At 41.9% G+C, this 19682-nt stretch carries 13 protein-coding genes; 11 read left to right on the plus strand and 2 right to left on the minus strand.

What is annotated here, in order from left to right; translation table 11 throughout:
* Positions 1-535 precede the first annotated feature (535 nt).
* Positions 536-2629 (minus strand): elongation factor G, encoded by a 2094-nt coding sequence (gene fusA / locus ACRWQM_RS15240; protein ID WP_434928243.1) that lies wholly within the window; start codon positions 2627-2629, stop codon positions 536-538.
* Positions 2630-3018: 389 nt separating this feature from the next.
* On the minus strand, positions 3019-7572 hold the full coding sequence (locus ACRWQM_RS15245; protein WP_434930527.1) for a biotin carboxylase N-terminal domain-containing protein: 4554 nt from the start codon (positions 7570-7572) through the stop codon (positions 3019-3021).
* Between the two features lie 125 nt (positions 7573-7697).
* Here ACRWQM_RS15245 and ACRWQM_RS15250 point away from each other — a divergent pair, with 125 nt between their 5' ends.
* The 11 genes from ACRWQM_RS15250 (at position 7698) to ACRWQM_RS15300 (ending at position 19456) form a co-directional block, all read left to right on the plus strand.
* Positions 7698-8609, plus strand: coding sequence for a LysR family transcriptional regulator (locus ACRWQM_RS15250; protein ID WP_434928239.1), 912 nt, complete (start codon positions 7698-7700; stop codon positions 8607-8609).
* Positions 8610-8744: 135 nt separating this feature from the next.
* Positions 8745-9911 carry a hypothetical protein gene (locus ACRWQM_RS15255; RefSeq protein ID WP_434930528.1) on the plus strand — a complete coding sequence of 389 codons (1167 nt, stop codon included), beginning with the start codon at positions 8745-8747 and terminating at the stop codon, positions 9909-9911.
* A gap of 90 nt (positions 9912-10001) precedes the next feature.
* A complete protein-coding gene (locus ACRWQM_RS15260; protein ID WP_434930529.1) occupies positions 10002-10643 on the plus strand; it encodes a SprT family zinc-dependent metalloprotease in 642 nt (213 codons plus the stop codon).
* A gap of 197 nt (positions 10644-10840) precedes the next feature.
* A complete protein-coding gene (locus ACRWQM_RS15265; RefSeq protein WP_434930530.1) occupies positions 10841-11584 on the plus strand; it encodes an endonuclease in 744 nt (247 codons plus the stop codon).
* Between the two features lie 23 nt (positions 11585-11607).
* Complete coding sequence (gene rsmE / locus ACRWQM_RS15270) at positions 11608-12348, plus strand: 16S rRNA (uracil(1498)-N(3))-methyltransferase (RefSeq protein WP_434930531.1); 741 nt, start codon at positions 11608-11610, stop codon at positions 12346-12348.
* Between the two features lie 51 nt (positions 12349-12399).
* On the plus strand, positions 12400-13353 hold the full coding sequence (gene gshB / locus ACRWQM_RS15275) for a glutathione synthase (protein WP_434930532.1): 954 nt from the start codon (positions 12400-12402) through the stop codon (positions 13351-13353).
* A gap of 156 nt (positions 13354-13509) precedes the next feature.
* Positions 13510-14754, plus strand: coding sequence for an alkaline phosphatase (locus ACRWQM_RS15280; RefSeq protein ID WP_434932043.1), 1245 nt, complete (start codon positions 13510-13512; stop codon positions 14752-14754).
* 110 nt (positions 14755-14864) lie between these two features.
* Positions 14865-15902: a methyltransferase gene (locus ACRWQM_RS15285; protein WP_434930533.1), complete on the plus strand. Its 1038-nt coding sequence runs from the start codon at positions 14865-14867 to the stop codon at positions 15900-15902.
* A 270-nt stretch (positions 15903-16172) separates the two neighbouring features.
* Entirely contained in the window at positions 16173-17837 is a 1665-nt protein-coding gene (locus tag ACRWQM_RS15290) for a DUF342 domain-containing protein (protein ID WP_434930534.1), read from the plus strand.
* A complete protein-coding gene (locus ACRWQM_RS15295) occupies positions 17837-18190 on the plus strand; it encodes a DUF4144 family protein (RefSeq protein ID WP_434930535.1) in 354 nt (117 codons plus the stop codon). Before ACRWQM_RS15290 ends, ACRWQM_RS15295 begins: the two co-directional genes overlap by 1 nt.
* 90 nt (positions 18191-18280) lie before the next feature.
* On the plus strand, positions 18281-19456 hold the full coding sequence (locus ACRWQM_RS15300) for a site-2 protease family protein (RefSeq protein WP_434930536.1): 1176 nt from the start codon (positions 18281-18283) through the stop codon (positions 19454-19456).
* Positions 19457-19682: the final 226 nt, after the last annotated feature.

A 19682-nucleotide genomic window follows, 5' to 3' on the forward strand; every position in this document is an offset into this window, starting at 1 on the left:
ATGAAGTCATAGAGGCTAATCTTCAGGGTGAAATCAAAACGCGCAAGCAATGTCGTTTTGACTGCCTCCGTAGAATGGGTAACACTCGCGGACTATCTACCTAATACATCTTTCTTTGATTTCTTCGCAGCCTTCTTTTCCTTTGCGGTTAGCAGTGGTTGCTTTTTCACATCTTTTTTACTGTCTTGTCCTTTGCTCATAATATTTTCCTTTAATAACAAATGCATTACCTAAAGTCAGCTTGAGTCAACTTGAGGACAGTTCCTAGCTTTTGGCATCAATGTAAGTTTGTGATGCCAATCAGTAGAGCAAACAGTATGAACCTAATAAAGCCCAACTGAAAGAGGTTATTGAGATTAGCTTGTCAATGGCTTGCTATGTAAGCTCGCATAAGTCTTTAACTTAAGTGCCAAGAAAATATTAATAATAATATTTTTCTGATGCACTTTTATCTTATTTTCATCATACCAAGCCAAATTTAAAGCATAAAAAAACCGCTGCCTAGGCAACGGTTTTTTCAGCGATAAGTTAAGAATTACTTCTTAGCTTCTGCTGCTTTACGCTCTTTAACTTGAGCAACAACTTTCTCAGAAACGCTGTTAGGACATTGTGAGTAGTGAGCGAATTCCATAGAGAATTGGCCACGACCTGAAGTCATAGTACGTAAAGAACCGATATAACCGAACATTTCTGATAACGGTACTTCAGCTTTAATACGAACACCAGTCATACCAGCATTTTGATCTTTGATCATACCGCGACGACGGTTAAGGTCACCAATTACGTCACCCACGTTGTCATCTGGGCTGAACACGTCAACGTTCATGATAGGCTCAAGAAGTTGTGGCTTAGCTTTAGCGATAGACTGACGGAACGCGCCTTTAGCAGCGATTTCGAACGCGATAGCTGAAGAGTCAACTGCGTGGAATGCACCATCAGTTAATTCGAATTCAACGTCTAACACTGGGAAGCCAGCGATAGTACCTGTGTTCATCATGCTACCAAAACCTTTCTGAACCGCAGGCCAGAATTCTTTTGGAACGTTACCACCAACAACAGAAGACTTAAACACAAAACCTGTGTTTGCAGCACCTGGACGGATTTTATAGTCAATTTTACCAAACTGACCAGAACCACCAGACTGTTTCTTGTGCGTGTAGCTATCTTCAACTTCTGCTGTGATAGTTTCACGGTAAGCAACCTGTGGCTCACCAACAATTAGTTCAACACCGTAAGTACGCTTAAGGATGTCTACTTTAATGTCTAAGTGAAGCTCGCCCATACCTTTAAGGATGGTTTCACCAGAATCTATGTCAGTTTCAACACGGAAAGATGGATCTTCTGCAATCATTTTACCGATAGCGATACCCATTTTCTCACTGCCGCCTTTATCTTTTGGCGTTACAGAGATAGAGATAACTGGCTCTGGGAATACCATAGCTTCTAGTGTACAAGGGTGCTTAGGATCACATAGAGTGTGACCAGTTTGCACGTTCTTCATACCAACGATCGCAATAATGTCACCAGCTTGCGCTGAATCAATTTCTATACGTTCGTTAGCATACATTTCAACCATACGGCCAACACGCTCAGATTTGCCAGTGAATGAGTTAAGGATGGTGTCACCCTTCTTCAAACGACCAGAATAAACACGTACGAATGTTAATGCACCAAAACGGTCATCCATAATCTTGAATGCTAATGCTTTAAACGGAGCATCAACGTCAACGATTGCGAATTCGCCATTTTCGTTACCTTCTTCGTCAGTTAGCGGTTGTGGATCAACTTCAACTGGATCTGGAAGGTAGTCAACAACGGCATCAAGCAATAACTGCATACCTTTGTTTTTGAATGCTGAACCACAGTATGTTGGGAACACAGCCATTGTACGAGTACCCGCACGGATACAACGCTTAACGTCTTCTATAGATGGTTGAACACCTTCCATATAAGCTTCTAATAGGTCATCGTCTTGCTCAAGAGCAGTTTCGATTAGCATTTCACGGTATTCTTCAACTAAGTCAACCATGTCAGCTGGCACATCAGTAATTACGAAGTTTTCTGGTAGACCAGAATCATCCCAAATGTGTGCTTTACGAGTCAATAGATCAACAACACCTGTGAACTCGTCTTCAATACCGATTGGTAAAACCATCACTAATGGGTTAGCCGCTAAAACGTCTTTAGTTTGCTTAACAACACGTAAGAAGTCAGCACCCATACGGTCTAACTTGTTTACGAAGATGATACGCGCAACTTCTGAATCGTTAGCATAACGCCAGTTGGTTTCTGATTGAGGCTCAACACCGCCTGAACCACAGAATACGCCGATACCGCCGTCAAGTACTTTAAGCGAACGATATACTTCAACAGTGAAGTCAACGTGGCCTGGAGTATCAATAACGTTGAAACGGTGATCATTCCAGAAACAGCTTACTGCTGCTGACTGAATGGTAATACCGCGCTCAGCTTCCTGTTCCATGAAGTCAGTTGTAGATTCGCCGTCATGTACTTCGCCGATTTTGTGGATCTTACCGGTTAGCTTAAGGATACGCTCGGTGGTCGTGGTTTTACCCGCGTCAACGTGAGCGAAGATACCAATGTTTCTGTATTTGGATAATTCGGTCATGATTCAACTTTAATGATTAGTTTAAGAAGTAGACGGAGCATGCGAAAAGTACCGACACACCGCACATCAGGTTATTTTAGGCGCATATTGTAAATTGGAACCATGCTGGGCGCAAATAGGAGTTGCAATATTTATGACTTTTCATCAAAAAAAAATGCAAAAAAAGGCAATTAATCTATACAAAACAGCAAAATAAAAATAATTGAATATTTTTTAACCAAACAAGAAAAAAACTACCATTTGGTCAAAATACTGCAATTCACCTACCTTAAAGCCAATTAAGATATTTTTTATTGAAAAATAGAGTTGATTTAAACAAAAAAATACCCGCACTTGGCGGGTATTTTTATCTGCCTTACAAGATTAACTTATATCAGTTAGCTAAGCCGTTATGCGTCAACCGGTGAGATAACAAACAATAGGTCATTTTGTGAAACTTGTTGACCGTTACTGTTTAAAATACGCTCTATACGGTATGTCTGATCTTCAGGATACAAAACTGCATCTTGACGGTTAAAGCCTGCTAATGTGACTTGCGAGAACATCTTCATAGCCTCTGTTAAGGCTAATGTTTGATCCACAGTCACTATGTCGCCTTCTTTAACAAAATCAGCTTCACCCGGTGCTGGTGAAGTGTAGAAAATACCTGCGCCCTGTGCCAATACTTTCAGCTCATTACTTTCACCAACACGTAACGACTCAGTATCTACTTTAACGTTTTCTGCCGCAGCTTCCATTTCCGCAATAAGCTCTGGAATATCTAGCTCAGCCATTAAGCGTGGTAAGTAGTTAGTGTCGTATACGCCTTCATTGAAAGTGCGATCTTTAAGAATACGCTTCAACAACGGAATGTTGGTCGCAATACCTTTAATCACTACTGTATCTAAATACTCATACATTTTCTTGATAACATCTTCACGATCGATACCACGAATAATGATCTGCGCGATTAAACTGTCATAGTATGGTGATATTTCTTTACCGGCTTCAGCAATCGAAATCAGCTCCACATCATCACGCTTTGGCATTATACATTCAGTGATCATACCTGGGTTAGGTAATAGCTGCAGAATACCATGACTGTCTAAGGCGGCTTTCTCGGCCGTCACACGTACTTCCATCGCATAGCCTTGATCAACAGGCTGAAGGTTTTCAATTGAACGACCTGCGGCGATATCAAACTGTGCACTAACGATATCAATACCTGAAGTGGCTTCAGTAACAGGATGTTCAACTTGCAGACGTGTATTCATTTCCATGAAGTACACTTCATTGGCATCTAAGTTATAAATAAACTCAACAGTACCGGCGCCCATATAATCAGTTGCGACACCCAATGCACGAGTATATTCCATCACGCGTTGCTTAAGCTCTTCTGGCAACATAGTTGAACCAGACTCTTCAATCACTTTCTGGTTATTACGTTGCACAGAACAATCGCGAATACCTAATACCTTGGTATTACCGAATTTATCACGTAGCAATTGGACTTCGATATGACGTAACGAGGTGACATACTTCTCTAAATACAAGTCGCCATTACCAAATGCAGCTGCGGCTTCTGTAGCCGTTTTTTGGAATAAACCAATCATATCCTCGGCGCGTTTAACCACCTGAATACCTTTACCACCACCACCTTGTACTGCTTTAAGTAGTACAGGATAACCAATTTCAATTGCCACATTTACGGCTTGCTCAGCATTAGTCAAAATACCGTGGCTGCCAGGAACCACTGGGACATTTTGTGCTTGAGAGGTATGAATCGCGTTAGACTTATTACCCATAGTGGTCATGGAATGCACACTTGGGCCAACAAAGTTGACACCATTATTCACACACAATGCAGCAAATTGCGGGCTTTCTGATAAGAAACCAATACCTGGGTGAAGCGCATCAACATCTTCGTAGTCAGCCACTCTTAACACTGAATAAGCGTTTAAGTAACTTTCATCAGAGGTATTACCACCAATACAAACCAGTTTATCGGTCTCTTTTAGCATATCCGCTGGTACAGAAGTCATATCTGGATCGGATGCAACTAATACCACGTTGATATTATTATCATGGGCTTTGCGAATTAACTTAACCGCTGTACAACCACGGGCATGAATAAGCACTGTGTTGATAGGCTTCATTAATGCACGGGGATCATTTTGAAGAATAACTTCTTCAACCTCAACCACCTCAGGCACCAATGTTGATAAGGCTTGACCAATAACGTCTTCAATACGTGCTGTTGGCAGTGGCATTAATGGATCAATACCCGTCAACAAACCGTCTAACGTGTCGCTAAATGGGTTGTACACTAAGCCCGTCATTGCACCTGGCACTTTCGACAAGTAATTCGACAGTGTCGCGGTAGACGGCAAATATGCTGGTACCACCATTTGGCCTGCAAATGGCATATTTGTGCCAGACAAATAGTAAGTTTGTACTAAAGGATGCGTTACAAAACTCGCCTGTGCGCCACCGGTACAGTCACCAAAACCAAACATCAATACCGGTAATTCGTTATCACGAATAAAACGAGTGATACGATCGTTTACTACAGCCATTGAGAATAGCGCCGCTGCGCCTTCTTTGGTTTGCATACCACCAGAGCTAATAAAACAGATAACCGGAAGTTTACGCTTGGCACATTCAATTAATAGCGCACTAAACTTCTCAGCGCTGGCCATATCAAATGCACCCGCTTGGAAGGCGATATTTGATACTGCCACACCCACGCGTAGTTTTTTACCTTCGTGCTTAAAATCAGCAAGACCTGTTATCAAACCACATGGGCGAATTTTCTTATCAATGGCATCTTCAATCGATAAACGGAACCCAGGGAAGTTAAGCAAGTTAGCCGACATTTTGTCTGCATTAATTTCGTCAAACTGAGTAAAGAATTTGGCAACCACATTCTCCCAACCCATTTTGCCTTTTTGCTTCTCTTCACGAAGGACCTTCTGGATTAACAAATCTTGATAACCCATGGTCAAACGGTTCCAGAAATCTTTACGACGACCAATACGTACAGGGTTGATTGTCCCTGTGTATTTATCGTGCTCATCTTCACTGTCGAAGTATTCTGGTAATAAACGCTCAAAGAAATAAGTCAAGATAACGAATAATGAATCGTTAAGTTGTGGGAAACCGACACTTTTCCATTGTTCTACACGGGTTAACAATTCAGCACGGTTTGATTGTGCCATAAAGTATTTAAGCCATTTGTAGAACTTGGCTTTGTCATTGGCTTCATCATTAGTTGAAAGTGCATTATCAATTGATTTATGCAGTAATTTATCAACTGATGCACGCGCCAAGCTTTTCGACATCATCGCTTCTTTCGAAATAGACGCTAAGCTGCCTACAACGTTGTCATACAAAGCGTTAAAGATCAGAATATTGTGACAGTGCCAAATAAAATCTTCACGAAGTTCATCATTAACCACTACATCTAATACGGTCAGTTGATTTAGCTCAGGCCATGCGGCTTGCGTTGCTGATTTTGGTAATGACTCTAAATGCTGAATTAAGCCTTTAAAGTTGTTAGCTGCGTTACCTTTCCAACGGTGGAATAAAGACCAGGCGAGGTTAAAAATTAATGCCTTACGTGCTTTTTTATAGTTCTCTTTCGGCTCACCCAAAATAAAGCGAGTAATGACGTTACGCTCAGTAGACACCTCACTGCGTTTAGTCGAGAAATTGCCCCATAACTTATTAAGGTCTTCATCGTAAACCAGCTTATCAGGGTTTGTTAACCAAGCTTGGAACACACGCTCTTGCTCTTGCTTGATACGTTCAAGCAAATCACCTTCTGGTACGCTCACTTTTGATAAACGACCATACTGCTCAAGCGAGATAGAATGGATACGGCTGCGCAAGGTCAGGTAACGTAAATATCGGTATGCACTACCAAAAATATTGTGGTGCATGGTCGGGTTGCTTGCCACAGCCAAACCGGTATTATTTTCAAGGGTAACGAGATTCTTAGACGGTGCTAAGAAACGCTGTAAACTGCGATCATAATGTTCTTTTAAATCGTCAGACTCACGCACAAAGTTCACTGCCGCACGCTCAACCGCTTCAATTGAACTAATAATGGCACGACGTAAGTTATGTTGGCGCTCATCTTTATCGCTTGGGGTGAAATCGATAATACCGTCGATACAACCTGCGGTATAAAGCTCTTCAGGCGATACCCCCACAGACTTAGCACATTCCTGCCAAGACAAGTTGTACTTACGTGCAATGCTTTGTAAACCTTGCGGTTGGATAGTATTAAAAATACCATCACGGATAGACAACAAAATGTTAGCTGCAGCCAGTGGAATAGCACCACCAGAGTAACCTGCACCAATCACAATACCCACTGTAGGTACATCAACGTTGGCGCTTTCTGCAATGGCTTTAGAAATAGTATGTGCCTGGTTTTGACTATTGGCGATTTCACCCGCATCGGCACCTGGTGTGTCGATAAGGTAAATAATAGGCATTGATAATTCAGCAAAGTGACGGATCGCTTTGCAGGCCGCTAAATGGTGCTCAGGCATCCAAGCACCGTTAGCAGTGCTGCGCTCTTGGGCAACAAAACCAATTCGGCGAGTTCGAGTGCCGAAGTTTAACTCAACTTCAGCACGGTAGAATGATCCTAGATGGCTTTCTGCTATGATTTTACCTTTTAAATCGGCAATCATGCGTTTCGCGCCAGGGCGATTTTTGTCTTGCGACGGTAAAATAACTTTATTGACGTAGCCGTCAACATCCAAAGACGCCAAACCTTTTAAGTTTGCTTGAATCGCATCTTCAGTTAATAACCCTTTAACTTCTTCCGATAAACTCTGCTTACTATGGGCAGGAAATAACGAAAAATCTTTAGCCAGGTGTTCAGCTTGTAAAAATAATGGATCCGCTGATAGTACTTTAGTCTTGTTAGCGGGCTGCTTTTTGCTGGTCATCCTTAGATCCTCTGCGTCGTTAGCCTCTGAAATTTTTAGCCCGTAAATATAACTTTGTTAATAGGCTAATTACCATATAAACTACCTTGGACGCTTTGTTCCATAAATGAGACAGTGAGGGTAATATGCCGGATTTGAACGGTATGATGCTGTTTGCAGCGGTAGTAAGGGCTAACGGATTCTCTCAAGCTGCACGAGACATCGGACAAGCTAAATCAACAATTAGCCGTAAAGTTGCTCAACTTGAGGAAGAATTAGGGGTGCGTTTACTGCAACGTAACACCCGAAATATCAGCTTAACCCAAGTTGGCGCGCTATATTTTCAGCATTGTGAAACCATTAGCCAAGAAATTGAAGCCGCCAATGCCATCATAGAAAACACCCATAATGATATTTCTGGTTCATTAAGAATTGCCATTCCAGTGTCTTTCTCACAAGAAGTAATTGGTCACTTATGCTCTAGTTTTATGCGACTTTACCCCAATATAGAGTTAGATATTCAGTTTACCGACAGCGACATTGGCCTAGTGGGTGAAGGTTATGATATTGCCATTAAGTACGGTCCTTTACAGTCTTCTGATTTAGTTGCCAGATTATTATTTGAAAGACAACCGATTTTAGTCGCCAGCCCAAATTATATTAAAAAACATGGCGTCCCCGCTTCACCGCAAGAACTCAATCAGCACCAGGGCATATTATTAGGCACGAGTTTATCAGCGCCGATTTGGTCGGTAGGCAAAGGCAACCGTAAGTTTATGGCCACCTTTCAACGTAAAGTACGGGTTAACAGTGCAAAAATGGTTAAACGCTTTGCCTTAGATGATTTTGGCATTGCCTTATTATCCAATACCAGTTGCAAGCAAGAAATCGCCTCAGGCAATTTAGTGCCTATATTGCAAGAATGGCCAATGGATTCTATTAAAGTGTATGGCGTATATTCAAGCAGGCGACAATTAGCCTCAAATATCAGTGCCTTTTTGGACTTTATTGCTAAGCGTTACAGCAATCAAGAATCATTAAGCGCAATAATGAAATAAAGCATAAGTTATATAAGCTGGAGTTAATCCATAAACCCCTTTGCCAATAAGGGCAGTTTTTATGGTATAACCAAGTCATTAATGACGAGATTATCAATAATATTCGTCGCTATCAGCTTCTCGAGGACTGCCAAGATGCTATCAACACGCCTACTTATGCTTTCTAGTTTGGCTTTAATGGCCACTGCTACTATGGCTCAAGCAAACACGTTAACTAAAGATGTAGAAGAGCTGCGCTTACCTTTGGCCAGTAAAACCATGCCACGTATTGTCGACCGCTATCAGGACGTCACCGAAGGCCTTAACAATAAACTGTCCAGTGCAACCGATGAACTAGCTATTACTCAAATGGTCGCTAACGAAGGGCATCGTTTATGGCTGCAGGCTGTAAAAGACGTACAATCAGGCCATACGGATGATCGCGCTTTATATTGGAGCCGACTGATGATGCGTGAAAGCCTTAAAACACAAAGAGTCGGTTATAACATTGCGCCTTGGCAGCGTGAAATTTTGGTCAGCGCGATTGAAAAAACGTCACGTGGTTTTAGTGATATTCATTTTAAAACTGATACACGTATTAAAATTTTACTGACAGGGTTCGACCCTTTCTTCCTCGATAAAGATATTGGTCAAAGTAATCCTTCAGGAGTCACCGCATTAGCCTTAGATGGTTATCAATTCAATATCGACGGTAAAATAGCTCAAATAGAAACAGTCATGATCCCGGTACGTTTTGCTGATTTTGACAAGGGGATAATTGAATCTTTACTCACACCTATTTACCGCGATAACAGCGTTGATATGATTTTCACTGTTAGCATGGGCCGTGAACAATTTGATATCGAACGTTTTCCGGCTCGAAATCGCAGCGCTGACGCACCTGATAACCTTAATGTCTTAACTGGCGCCTCTAAAACTAACCCATTGCCACCAATGCTAAATAACCAACCTTTAACTGGCCCTGAGTTTGTCGAGTTTTCACTGCCGATAGCGGCGATGCAAAAAGAAAAAGGTCATTGGCAAGTGAATGACAATCACCAGGTTAGCACCATTGACCGTGGCCAGTTTGAAGCAAAGTCGCTTAATGAACTACAAAATGAAACGTCTGTAGAAGGATCTGGTGGTGGCTACCTTTCTAATGAAATCTCTTATCGTAGCATCTTATTGATGCAACAATTTGGTCGTAACATTCCTGTTGGTCATATACACACACCTAAGGTAAAGGGTTATGATTCACAGGCTGAGCATGACATTGTCGAGCAAATTAAAGTGATGATTACAGCCGCGGCGGCAAGCCTATAACTTTTCTAGTTAACGTTATTTAACGGTTTATCGTTTAAACGAGTACAATTTAACTCAGCTTGTTCAGCCCACTTATTTAAAGGTATTACCTTGTCACAACGTTTGTACCAGCATTTACACACTATGGCTCAAAAACTGGGCCTTAGCGTTAATTCGCTTACTGCAAAACCCAAAGTGAGCTTAGCTTATTCAAACCAGCAAGCTTTCACTCACACACACATTGTTCATCCTAAGAATATTAGCGAGATTCAGCAAAGTGTTATCGATAAAATTGAAATTGATTATCAATTGGCTGAGCACTATTTTAAGCAAACGTTTCCGCGTCCATTGGTTCAATTTACCTTAAGGGGTAAAAGTGCTGGTACAGCTCACTTGCAACTCAATAAACTGCGCTTTAATCCGATATTACTTGATGAGAACACAGCTATATTTATTGACGATGTGGTGCCCCATGAAATCAGCCACTTACTCAGTTTTCAACTATTTGGCCGAGTTAAACCCCACGGGGCTGAATGGCAAACTATTATGCGAAAGGTTTTTAACCGCGTCCCAAAAACCACTCACCAGCTTGATACACAGTCGGTACGAGGCAAGCAATTCGAGTATTTTTGCGGTTGTGGCAGCGTGCAACTTAGCGTGCGACGCCATAACAATGTGCTAAAGGGTAAAACCCAGTATCGCTGTAAGTCCTGTCAGCATACCTTGCGAAATACACCGCTCTCACAATCGTAATGCAAACTTACTGCTTACCTCACCTATAACGAACAAGCGCCAAGGTAGTAAACAAGAACCACAGCATCAAACAGATTTCATCCCTATCATTGCATCAGTCGAAAGTATCCCTTACCATTTCGCCAAAATGACAGGCAAGGCCAGTTTTCATAACAGCTTTAGTCTGCAATATTGATCATATTAAGGTTCGCGCTATCATGTTTTATCCCCCCATCAAAATGCGATTATTCGCACTTTGCACATTGTTGTGTGCATCTTTACTGCCTTTAACTACTGCAGCGGCGGAGCACCCGACTAACTTCAGTCAAGCTAAACGTATTATTCGCACTATTTATCAGGACAACTTGCCGCTTAAGAGCTTTTATTGTGGTTGTGACATCGCCATCGCAGGTAAAGTTTGGCAGCCTGAACATCAAAGTTGTGGTTATCAAGTCCGTAAACAGCAAATTCGCGCCAACCGGATTGAGTGGGAGCATGTCGTTCCGGCTTGGGAGTTTGGTCACCAGCTACAATGTTGGCAGCAAGGTGGCCGTAAAAACTGCGGTAAAACTAGCCCACAGTTTAAAAAAATGGAATCAGACTTACATAACCTCACCCCAGCAATTGGCGAGGTCAATGGCGATCGCAGTAACTTCCGTTTTAGCCAGTGGAATGGTAAAGCGGGTCAATACGGTCAATGTGAAATGATTATCGATTTTAAAGGCCGTAAGGCTCAACCGCCTGCTCGCAGCCGTGGCGCGATAGCCAGAACCTATTTTTATATGCAGCAAACCTATGCATTACAGATTTCATCTAGCCAGCGCCAATTATTTCAAGCCTGGGATAAAAGTTATCCGGTAGATAAAACAGAATGTAAACGTGATAAGTTAATTGCCAAATCCCAAGGTAATCATAATGATTTTGTGCAAAAACAATGTCAGAATCTAGGGTTAAGCCAATAACACAAGATCGGATACCACTACCCATGAGAATCCCAAGGATTTACCAAGCGATTGATTCACTTAATGTCGATCAAATCGTTGCTTTAGATGAAGATGGTGCAGCCCACATTGGCAAAGTATTGCGCATGGGTGAAGGCGATCAAATCAGTCTTTTTTGTGGTGATGGCAATGACTATTTAGCCGAAATAACTCAATCGAGTAAGAAAAACGTCTCTGTTAAGGTCTTATCTGCTACAGAGAATCAATCTGAATCACCTTTAGATTTGCATTTAGGCCAGGTGATCTCGCGCGGCGATCGCATGGAGTTTACCATTCAGAAATCAGTAGAACTGGGTGTCACTACCATTACACCGCTATTTTCTGAGCGTTGTGGTGTTAAGCTTAATGGCGAAAGATTAGATAAAAAAATTCAACAATGGCAAAAAATTGTCATCAGTGCGTGTGAGCAATCTGGCCGCAGTGTGGTGCCTAAAATTAGGCCCGCAATGGAATTAATGGATTGGTGCCAGGAGCAAACCCAAGCATTAAAGCTGAATTTACATCCGCGTGCGGCTCACGGTATTAACGGCTTAAGCCAATTAGGCCAAAAGAATAAAGTACGCTTGCTAATTGGCCCAGAAGGCGGCTTGTCAGATCAAGAAATCACCATGACTGAACAATTTACTTTTACCGACGTATTGCTAGGCCCACGCGTGCTACGCACTGAAACGGCTGCACTGACCGCGATAACAGCATTACAACTCAAATTTGGTGATATCGGTTAATGCAATATACTGCAAACCGCTATCACATATTGACACTTTAAGGATATCAACATGATTAAACTCGGCATCGTGATGGACCCCATTAGCGACATTAATATCAAAAAAGACTCAAGCTTTGCTATGCTACTTGCGGCGCAATCCCGTGGCTATCAGCTGTTTTATTTAGAAATGAAAGATCTCGCTATGGTAAATGGTCGAGCTATGGGCAATATGCGATCACTAACCGTGATCAATGATGCCGCTAAATGGTTTGAGCTAGGTGAGGCGATTGATACACCGTTAGCTGATTTAGACGTCATTTTAATGCGTAAGGACCCGCCATTTGATACCGAGTTTATTTACGCCACTTATATGCTTGAACGTGCTGAAGAAGAAGGCACATTAATCGTCAATAAGCCGCAAAGTTTACGTGATGCTAATGAAAAGCTATTTACCGCCTGGTTTTCTGAATTTACCCCTGAAACGGTAGTTACCCGTGACGCTCAACGTATTCGTGCGTTCCACCAGCAAAAGTCAGATATCATTATCAAACCGTTAGACGGTATGGGTGGCAGCTCTATTTTTAGGATCAAAAAAGATGACCCTAACGTAGGGGTGATTATTGAAACCTTAACCAACTACGGTCAGCAATATGCGATGGCACAGGCGTTTATTCCAGAGATCACCTTAGGCGACAAACGTATTTTAGTTGTCGATGGCGAGCCAGTACCCTATTCATTAGCCCGCATTCCGATGAAAGGCGAAACCCGTGGCAATTTAGCGGCAGGTGGACGCGGTGTGGCTCAACCTTTATCTGAAAGTGATTGGAAAATTGCCCGAGCTATCGGCCCTGAGTTAAAAAAACGTGGCTTAATTTTTGTCGGTTTAGATGTAATTGGTGATAAACTCACCGAAATTAATGTCACTAGCCCAACGTGTATCCGTGAAATTGAAGCGGCATTTGACGTTGATATTACAGGTATGTTGATGGATGCCATCGAGGCACGTGTTAACCCAGCTCAATAATCAGGAAATTTCATGCTGTTTTTAAACACTTATCGTGGATTTGCTAGCGTATTTTTGTTTGCTTTGACTAACCTTGTCGCCACAAGCGCATTAGCCAATGAAGCCAATATCGTTAGCGATCCCCAAGCTCAAGTGAGCACGCCAGCAGCGATAGCGATGGCAAATAGCAGCCAAAACATTTCACAATCACGTCCTAAAAATATTATTGTGATGATTGGTGATGGCATGGGACCTGCTTACACATCAGCCTACCGCTATTATAAAGATAACCCTGAAACAGAAGAAGTTGAGCAAACGGTATTCGATAGACTATTAGTGGGTATGGCAAGTACTTACCCCGCTACCGTAAGTGGTTATGTCACAGACTCTGCCGCGTCAGCAACAGCCTTATCAACCGGCATAAAAAGCTATAACGGTGCTATTAGTGTTGATGTCGAGAAAAGACCCTTAACCACCTTGCTTGAGAAAGCTAAAACACTGGGCTTATCTACTGGTATAGCCGTTAGTTCACAAGTTAACCACGCGACTCCCGCGGCGTTTTTAACCCATAATGAAAGCCGTAAAAACTATATTGAAATAGCACAAAGCTACCTTGATACTGACGCGGATGTCATTTTGGGTGGCGGACAACGCTACTTTTCAGCCGAGCTACTTAGCCAGTTTACGGCCAAAGGTTATCAGCATATTACTGAGTTTAGTCAGTTAAATACACTCAGCTCACCTAAAGTATTAGGCTTATTTGCAGATGTTCAATTACCTTGGGTTATTGATACTAAGCAAGCACACCATTTAGGCGCGCTGACCCAAAAGTCACTTGAATTACTGTCGCAAAACCCAAATGGTTTTGTGCTGTTAATCGAAGGCAGTTTGATTGATTGGGCTGGACACAGCAACGATATCGCAACCGCGATGGCCGAAATGGATGGTTTTGCCCACAGCATTGAAATTGTTGAACAGTTTGTTCGTCAGCAAAAAGATACCTTAATGATAATCACCGCCGATCATAATACCGGCGGACTGTCTGTTGGTGCTAATGATGAATATGTTTGGAAACCGGCGGTGCTACATAAAGTAAAAGCCAGCCCTGATGTAATTGCTGCAAAGGCTATTGCAGCACAAGCATGGCAAACGATTGTCACTAAGCAATTAGGTTTTGAGCCAAATAGTCAAGAGTTTACATTACTCAACAACGCACGGATGCAAGGCAATGAAGCCATGGCAATATCACTGCGTAAGTTAATTGATGTTTATTCAAATACCGGCTGGACAACTCTGGGCCACACTGGTGATGACGTGCAAGTTTTTGCTTCAGGCCCTGGTGCTAAGCTATTTTCAGGCCATCAGGACAATACTGATATAGCCAATAAAATATTCAGCTTATTACCAAGCTCAGCTCAGTAAAGCACTATTAACGATTAGCTAAGCCGATATTTCAACCTTGGCTAGCTCAATATATTAAAGCGACATTAGTCGCTTTAATTTTTTAATTATACAAATGATAGTAGGTCAATGTGTTAACTAATCCATCTCAATTATTATTAAGAAACCATCACGAATTTGCAGGCCTTAATATTCTTATCCTCAATTATGAGTCCGATACCTTAGCGCATCAATGTATTGAGAACGCCAAAAACGTGACTGCATTGGCGTTGGATTATAATCACCACTTAACCCTATCACCTTATGAAAATGACCGTTTACGCTGTTACTTTGCCCCTAAGTTGCCAGACGCGCAGCAGTTGGAAAAGTTTGATTGTGTGATTGTCTATTTCCCTAAAGCTAAGCCATTAGCGGAATACTTATTTGCCTTAGCAGCCAGCCATCTTGTCGAAGAAGGATTACTGCTGGTTGTGGGTGAAAACAAGGGCGGCATAAAATCGGTAGATAAACTATTACCTGACGCTTTTAGTTCAGCAGTTAAGATAGACAATGCCCGTCACAGCTTGCTATACCGTGCATATCTAACACAAGACGTAGCACCGTTAAAATTAACTGACTGGATGACACAATACACAGTCGACACCCCCCAGGGTGACATTATCATTTGTAATTTAGTCGGTGTTTTTAGCGAGAAAAAACTGGACCTAGGTACTGAATTATTACTGTCTAACTTACCTAAACTGAGTGGTCGAGTATTAGATTTTGGTTGTGGTGCAGGGGTAATATCGGTCGGGCTACTCAAGCAATATCCTGAACTTAATATTGAATGTATCGATATCAATGCAATGGCTTTAGCATCATGTGAGCTCACCTTAGCGGCAAACCACATGCAAGCTAAGGTTTACCCTTCCGATGGTTTTAACCAAATTGAAGGTAAGTTCGACGGGATTATTTCTAATCCCCCGTTCCACGATGGCTTAGATAGAACATTTGCCATAGCACATGCTTTTGTCACCCAAAGTGCCACACGATTGAGTGCTAAAGGAGTGTGGCAAATTGTGGCGAATCGACACTTACCCTATGCCGACAACATAGCCAACACATTCGGCTCAGTTAACGTCCCAGCCGAAAACAATAAGTACAAACTGTACTGTAATAAAAGTAAATAACCTCAACTCGGATTAAAATATTCACTCAATAGCAGGCCTATTGCACGTTAATGTAACCCAGTTAACAAAGTAAGCATCTGCTCGGTAAACGATAATCTACCGAACAGATGTTTAATAACATGTCATTAAATCAACATTAGCAAGTCAATGTCTATTAAGCTGTGACTTTGATGCTGGATAATTTAGCTAAATTCCGCTAAATTCGAGGTATAGTGATTTTTATATAAACTCGTTTTAACACTCCAATAAAAATAATAAATAAAGGACATTATGTTAGAGCCTTCTGTTGCAGCATTTAATGCTGAAAAATCTAAAGTAGAATTACGGCTTATCCCCAATACTCACGGCCCTATTTCTACCGATGATGTTAATCAGCTTCTTAAACAGCCTGATTTTGCCATGCTGTTTCCTGTCACGCCTGCGATAGACAAAGCGGTTAAAGAAGTGAATGCCCTGTGTGGCCAAAAACCGGGAAATCATGAGCTATTTTTCACTATTGCTGAGCGTAAAGATGGCAGTATTAGCATCAGCATTAGTGACGATAAAATGCAGGCATCAATGAAAATCACTTCCGCATGGGGTGGTAAAGATATTGTATTGGCCGATGTACTCAATAATCTTAAAAACCATAAAATAAAGATGGGCTTAAGTAAGCCTAAAATTATGGCGTTACTACAAAGATTAGATATTTTACCCCCTGGAGAGTCTTGCGAAGGCGAAATTGCCATGGGCAAAGCAGCAATAAACGGCGAGCATGCAATTTTAACCCGTAAAGTACCACTCGCCAGGGAACGCTTATTACAGCCGCAAGAACGCGAAGATGGTACCGTAGACATGCGCAACTTAGGTGCATTAGTTACTGTAAAACCCAATGACGTATTGATGGTAAAGCAACCCGCAACCTCTGGTACGGCTGGCTATAATGTGCATGGTGATACATTAAACCAAACACCGGGTAAAGATAAGTTAATGACGCCTGGTAGTGGTACGGCCCTACATCCTAGTGACCCCAATAAACTTATTGCCACGGTATCTGGTCAACCGGTCGAAAATAAAAAAGGCATGCAGGTTGATGATGTATTACAGATTAAAAATGTTGATGTAAATTACGGCCATGTAAACTTTAAAGGCAGTATATTAATTACCGGTGATGTACATGAAGGTATGCAGGTAAAATCTAGTGGTGATATCACCGTAATGGGTTTTGTTGACTCAGCCAGTCTTGAGGCCGAGGGTGATGTTATCGTCAGTAAAGGGATTATTGGTCGCTTAATTAAAGAACAAGAGTTCAGTACTAAAATTCATGCCCAAGGGCAGATTTGCGCCCAATTCGTTCAATATTCAAATCTCATCGCCGAAGGTGAAATTCTGGTGACCAAGCAGCTTTTACATAGTCATTCTCACTCAGGTAGTACTATTACAGTAAGTGATGCCCAAGGTCGACGAGGAGATCTTGTTGGTGGTAAAGCCACCGCAGCAAAAGGGATACGTGCAGTTGCTTTTGGGGCTACCGCCGGGACTAAAACTGAACTATTTTGCGCCATGCAGCAACAAGAGTTGAAGCAAGAGTTAAAAGCATTGGATGAGAGTGTCAAGCAGCTTGTGCTAGCAGGTCTTGATATTGAAGCAAGACTACGCAAGCTTCCGCCCAAAAAAGACTGGCAAAACGATGCTGGCATGATTGAACAAGTCAAAATGATGCTAGATCAAAAAAATCTTATTGCTGCAGAACGTTTGAAAGAAGAAATTGAATTTGAGCAAGTTAAGAATGAAGTAAATGGTTATTACGACCGATATTTTATTCGCGCTGAGAAACACATATTTGCCAATGTTGAATTACATATTGGTAATGCTCAAAACCGCACTCAGCGTGAACATGGACCGAGCTCGGTCAAAAATATTAATGCAGAAATCAGCTTTGATTACAGTCGTTAATGCAACCAGCTAATAAGCCTATTAGCTCCATTATAAATTGGCCTGCCATCGTGTTGCTGCATCAACACGATGACCTCGCCTATATTATCGATCAATCAGCCTGGCAAGAATATCTTGATCATGAGGCAGCTAATCTAGTTGCTGAAGATAAACTCATTGATAGCAAAGGACAATGCTGGTTAATGACCGAATCTATTAAGCAGCACACATTAACATCTAGCACGCCAATCAGCCTTGAGCAATTTATTACCATAGTGCAGCGATTCGCACAATTACAAGGACAGTGTTGCAGCAGTAAATTAATCTTCTCAAACTTTCAACAGGGCTTTGCAATCATTGAGCAATTAGATTGATTAAGCTAGATTGATTGAGCAATTGATTGAGCTATTGTCAGGCCTCTGGCAAAATAGCGACAATTTTACTGAGTAAGTTTGAGAGTGTGCATGGAGTTATTAAATATTGAGTGTCTTGGTAAACGGCTACGTTTAGAAGGCTCAATGGCCGGTTGGCAACAGCTATATTGGGACAACCAGTTGGTGTCACAAAAATCAGCTTCCCCCAATAACCAAGCGTTTCACATTCATCAGTTTGAATTGACCTCACAATCAACCCGCCCACTCTCAACTCCATCGGCTAAGCAAAACACCGACGGTTTAGAAAATAGTGCGCTAGATGATGTCATAATTGATAACATTCAGACCAATGCGATTCCAGTAAGGCTTGAAGTCGATGTTAAATGGCAGCCTTTTTATCTTGAATACTGCGTGTTAGTTGACGAAGAGCAAATCTGCCAAGGTCAACGTACAACCAAAGACATTGAACAACAAGTCCCCGAATTAGCCGTACCTAAAGCTAATAAAATCAGTATGGTCGGTTTAGCGTCACTAGGGTTTAAGCTTTTAAAAAGCGCTAAAGTGGTCAAAGCCTTGTTAGCAGGAGCCAGTGTCGCAGCCTATTCTTGGTTATTCTCTATTGAATTCGCCCTCGCCTTAATTGCCTGTCTAGTATTCCATGAATATGGCCACATTAGAGCCATGAAGCACTTTGGCATGAAAACCAAGGGCATCTATCTCATACCTTTTATGGGCGGTCTAGCATTAAGCGATGAGCGCATTAACACCCGCTGGCAAGATGTGGTCATCTCCATCATGGGGCCCACATTTGGCTTGTTTTTGTCTCTCGCTTGCTTGGTAGCTTACTGGGTCACGGGCAATGTTTTTTTTGCCGGCTTAGCTGCCTTTAACGCGTTACTCAACCTGTTTAATCTATTGCCTATTCTGCCATTAGATGGTGGCCATATTTTAAAAAGTGTCAGCTTTTCGATGAATAGCGTCACAGGGTTAATCGCCTGTGTTGCCGGAGCCGCTATTGGGGTATTTATTAGTTACAGCTTAGGCTTAGCCTTGTTAGGTTTTTTATTATTAATTGGTAGTTTAGAGATTGTTTTTGAATGGCGCGGTCGTCATCAAAGCCATTTGTTACCGCTAGACCGTTATGGACAGATCTTTTCAGCTATTTGGTATTTGCTAACCGTTAGCGCGTTAATCGGCATTATTTGGGTTATTGCGGGTACAGGTGATGATATGTTGCGGATGCCACTAGAGATACTTAAGAGTTAATTGAGGGATTACTTAGTCGGTTAATTCAGACTAATATCTCATGTTTACTAATTGCCTGCCGCAGGCCTTAGTGCAGATAATCCAGCGAGACGCCAGTTCTTGATTTTAAAATCAGCGTCCCTGTGGGCTTAACCAAAACCTCCCTGTTTTGGATACTCGCTGGCTCATCTGCACCTGAAATTTCATCTCTTCGATTTAGTTCACTCGTAACGACTATCAAAAGCAA

The sequence above is a fragment of the Shewanella sp. HL-SH5 genome (assembly GCF_051163755.1).
In the GTDB taxonomy this organism is placed as follows: Bacteria; Pseudomonadota; Gammaproteobacteria; order Enterobacterales; family Shewanellaceae; genus Shewanella; species Shewanella glacialimarina.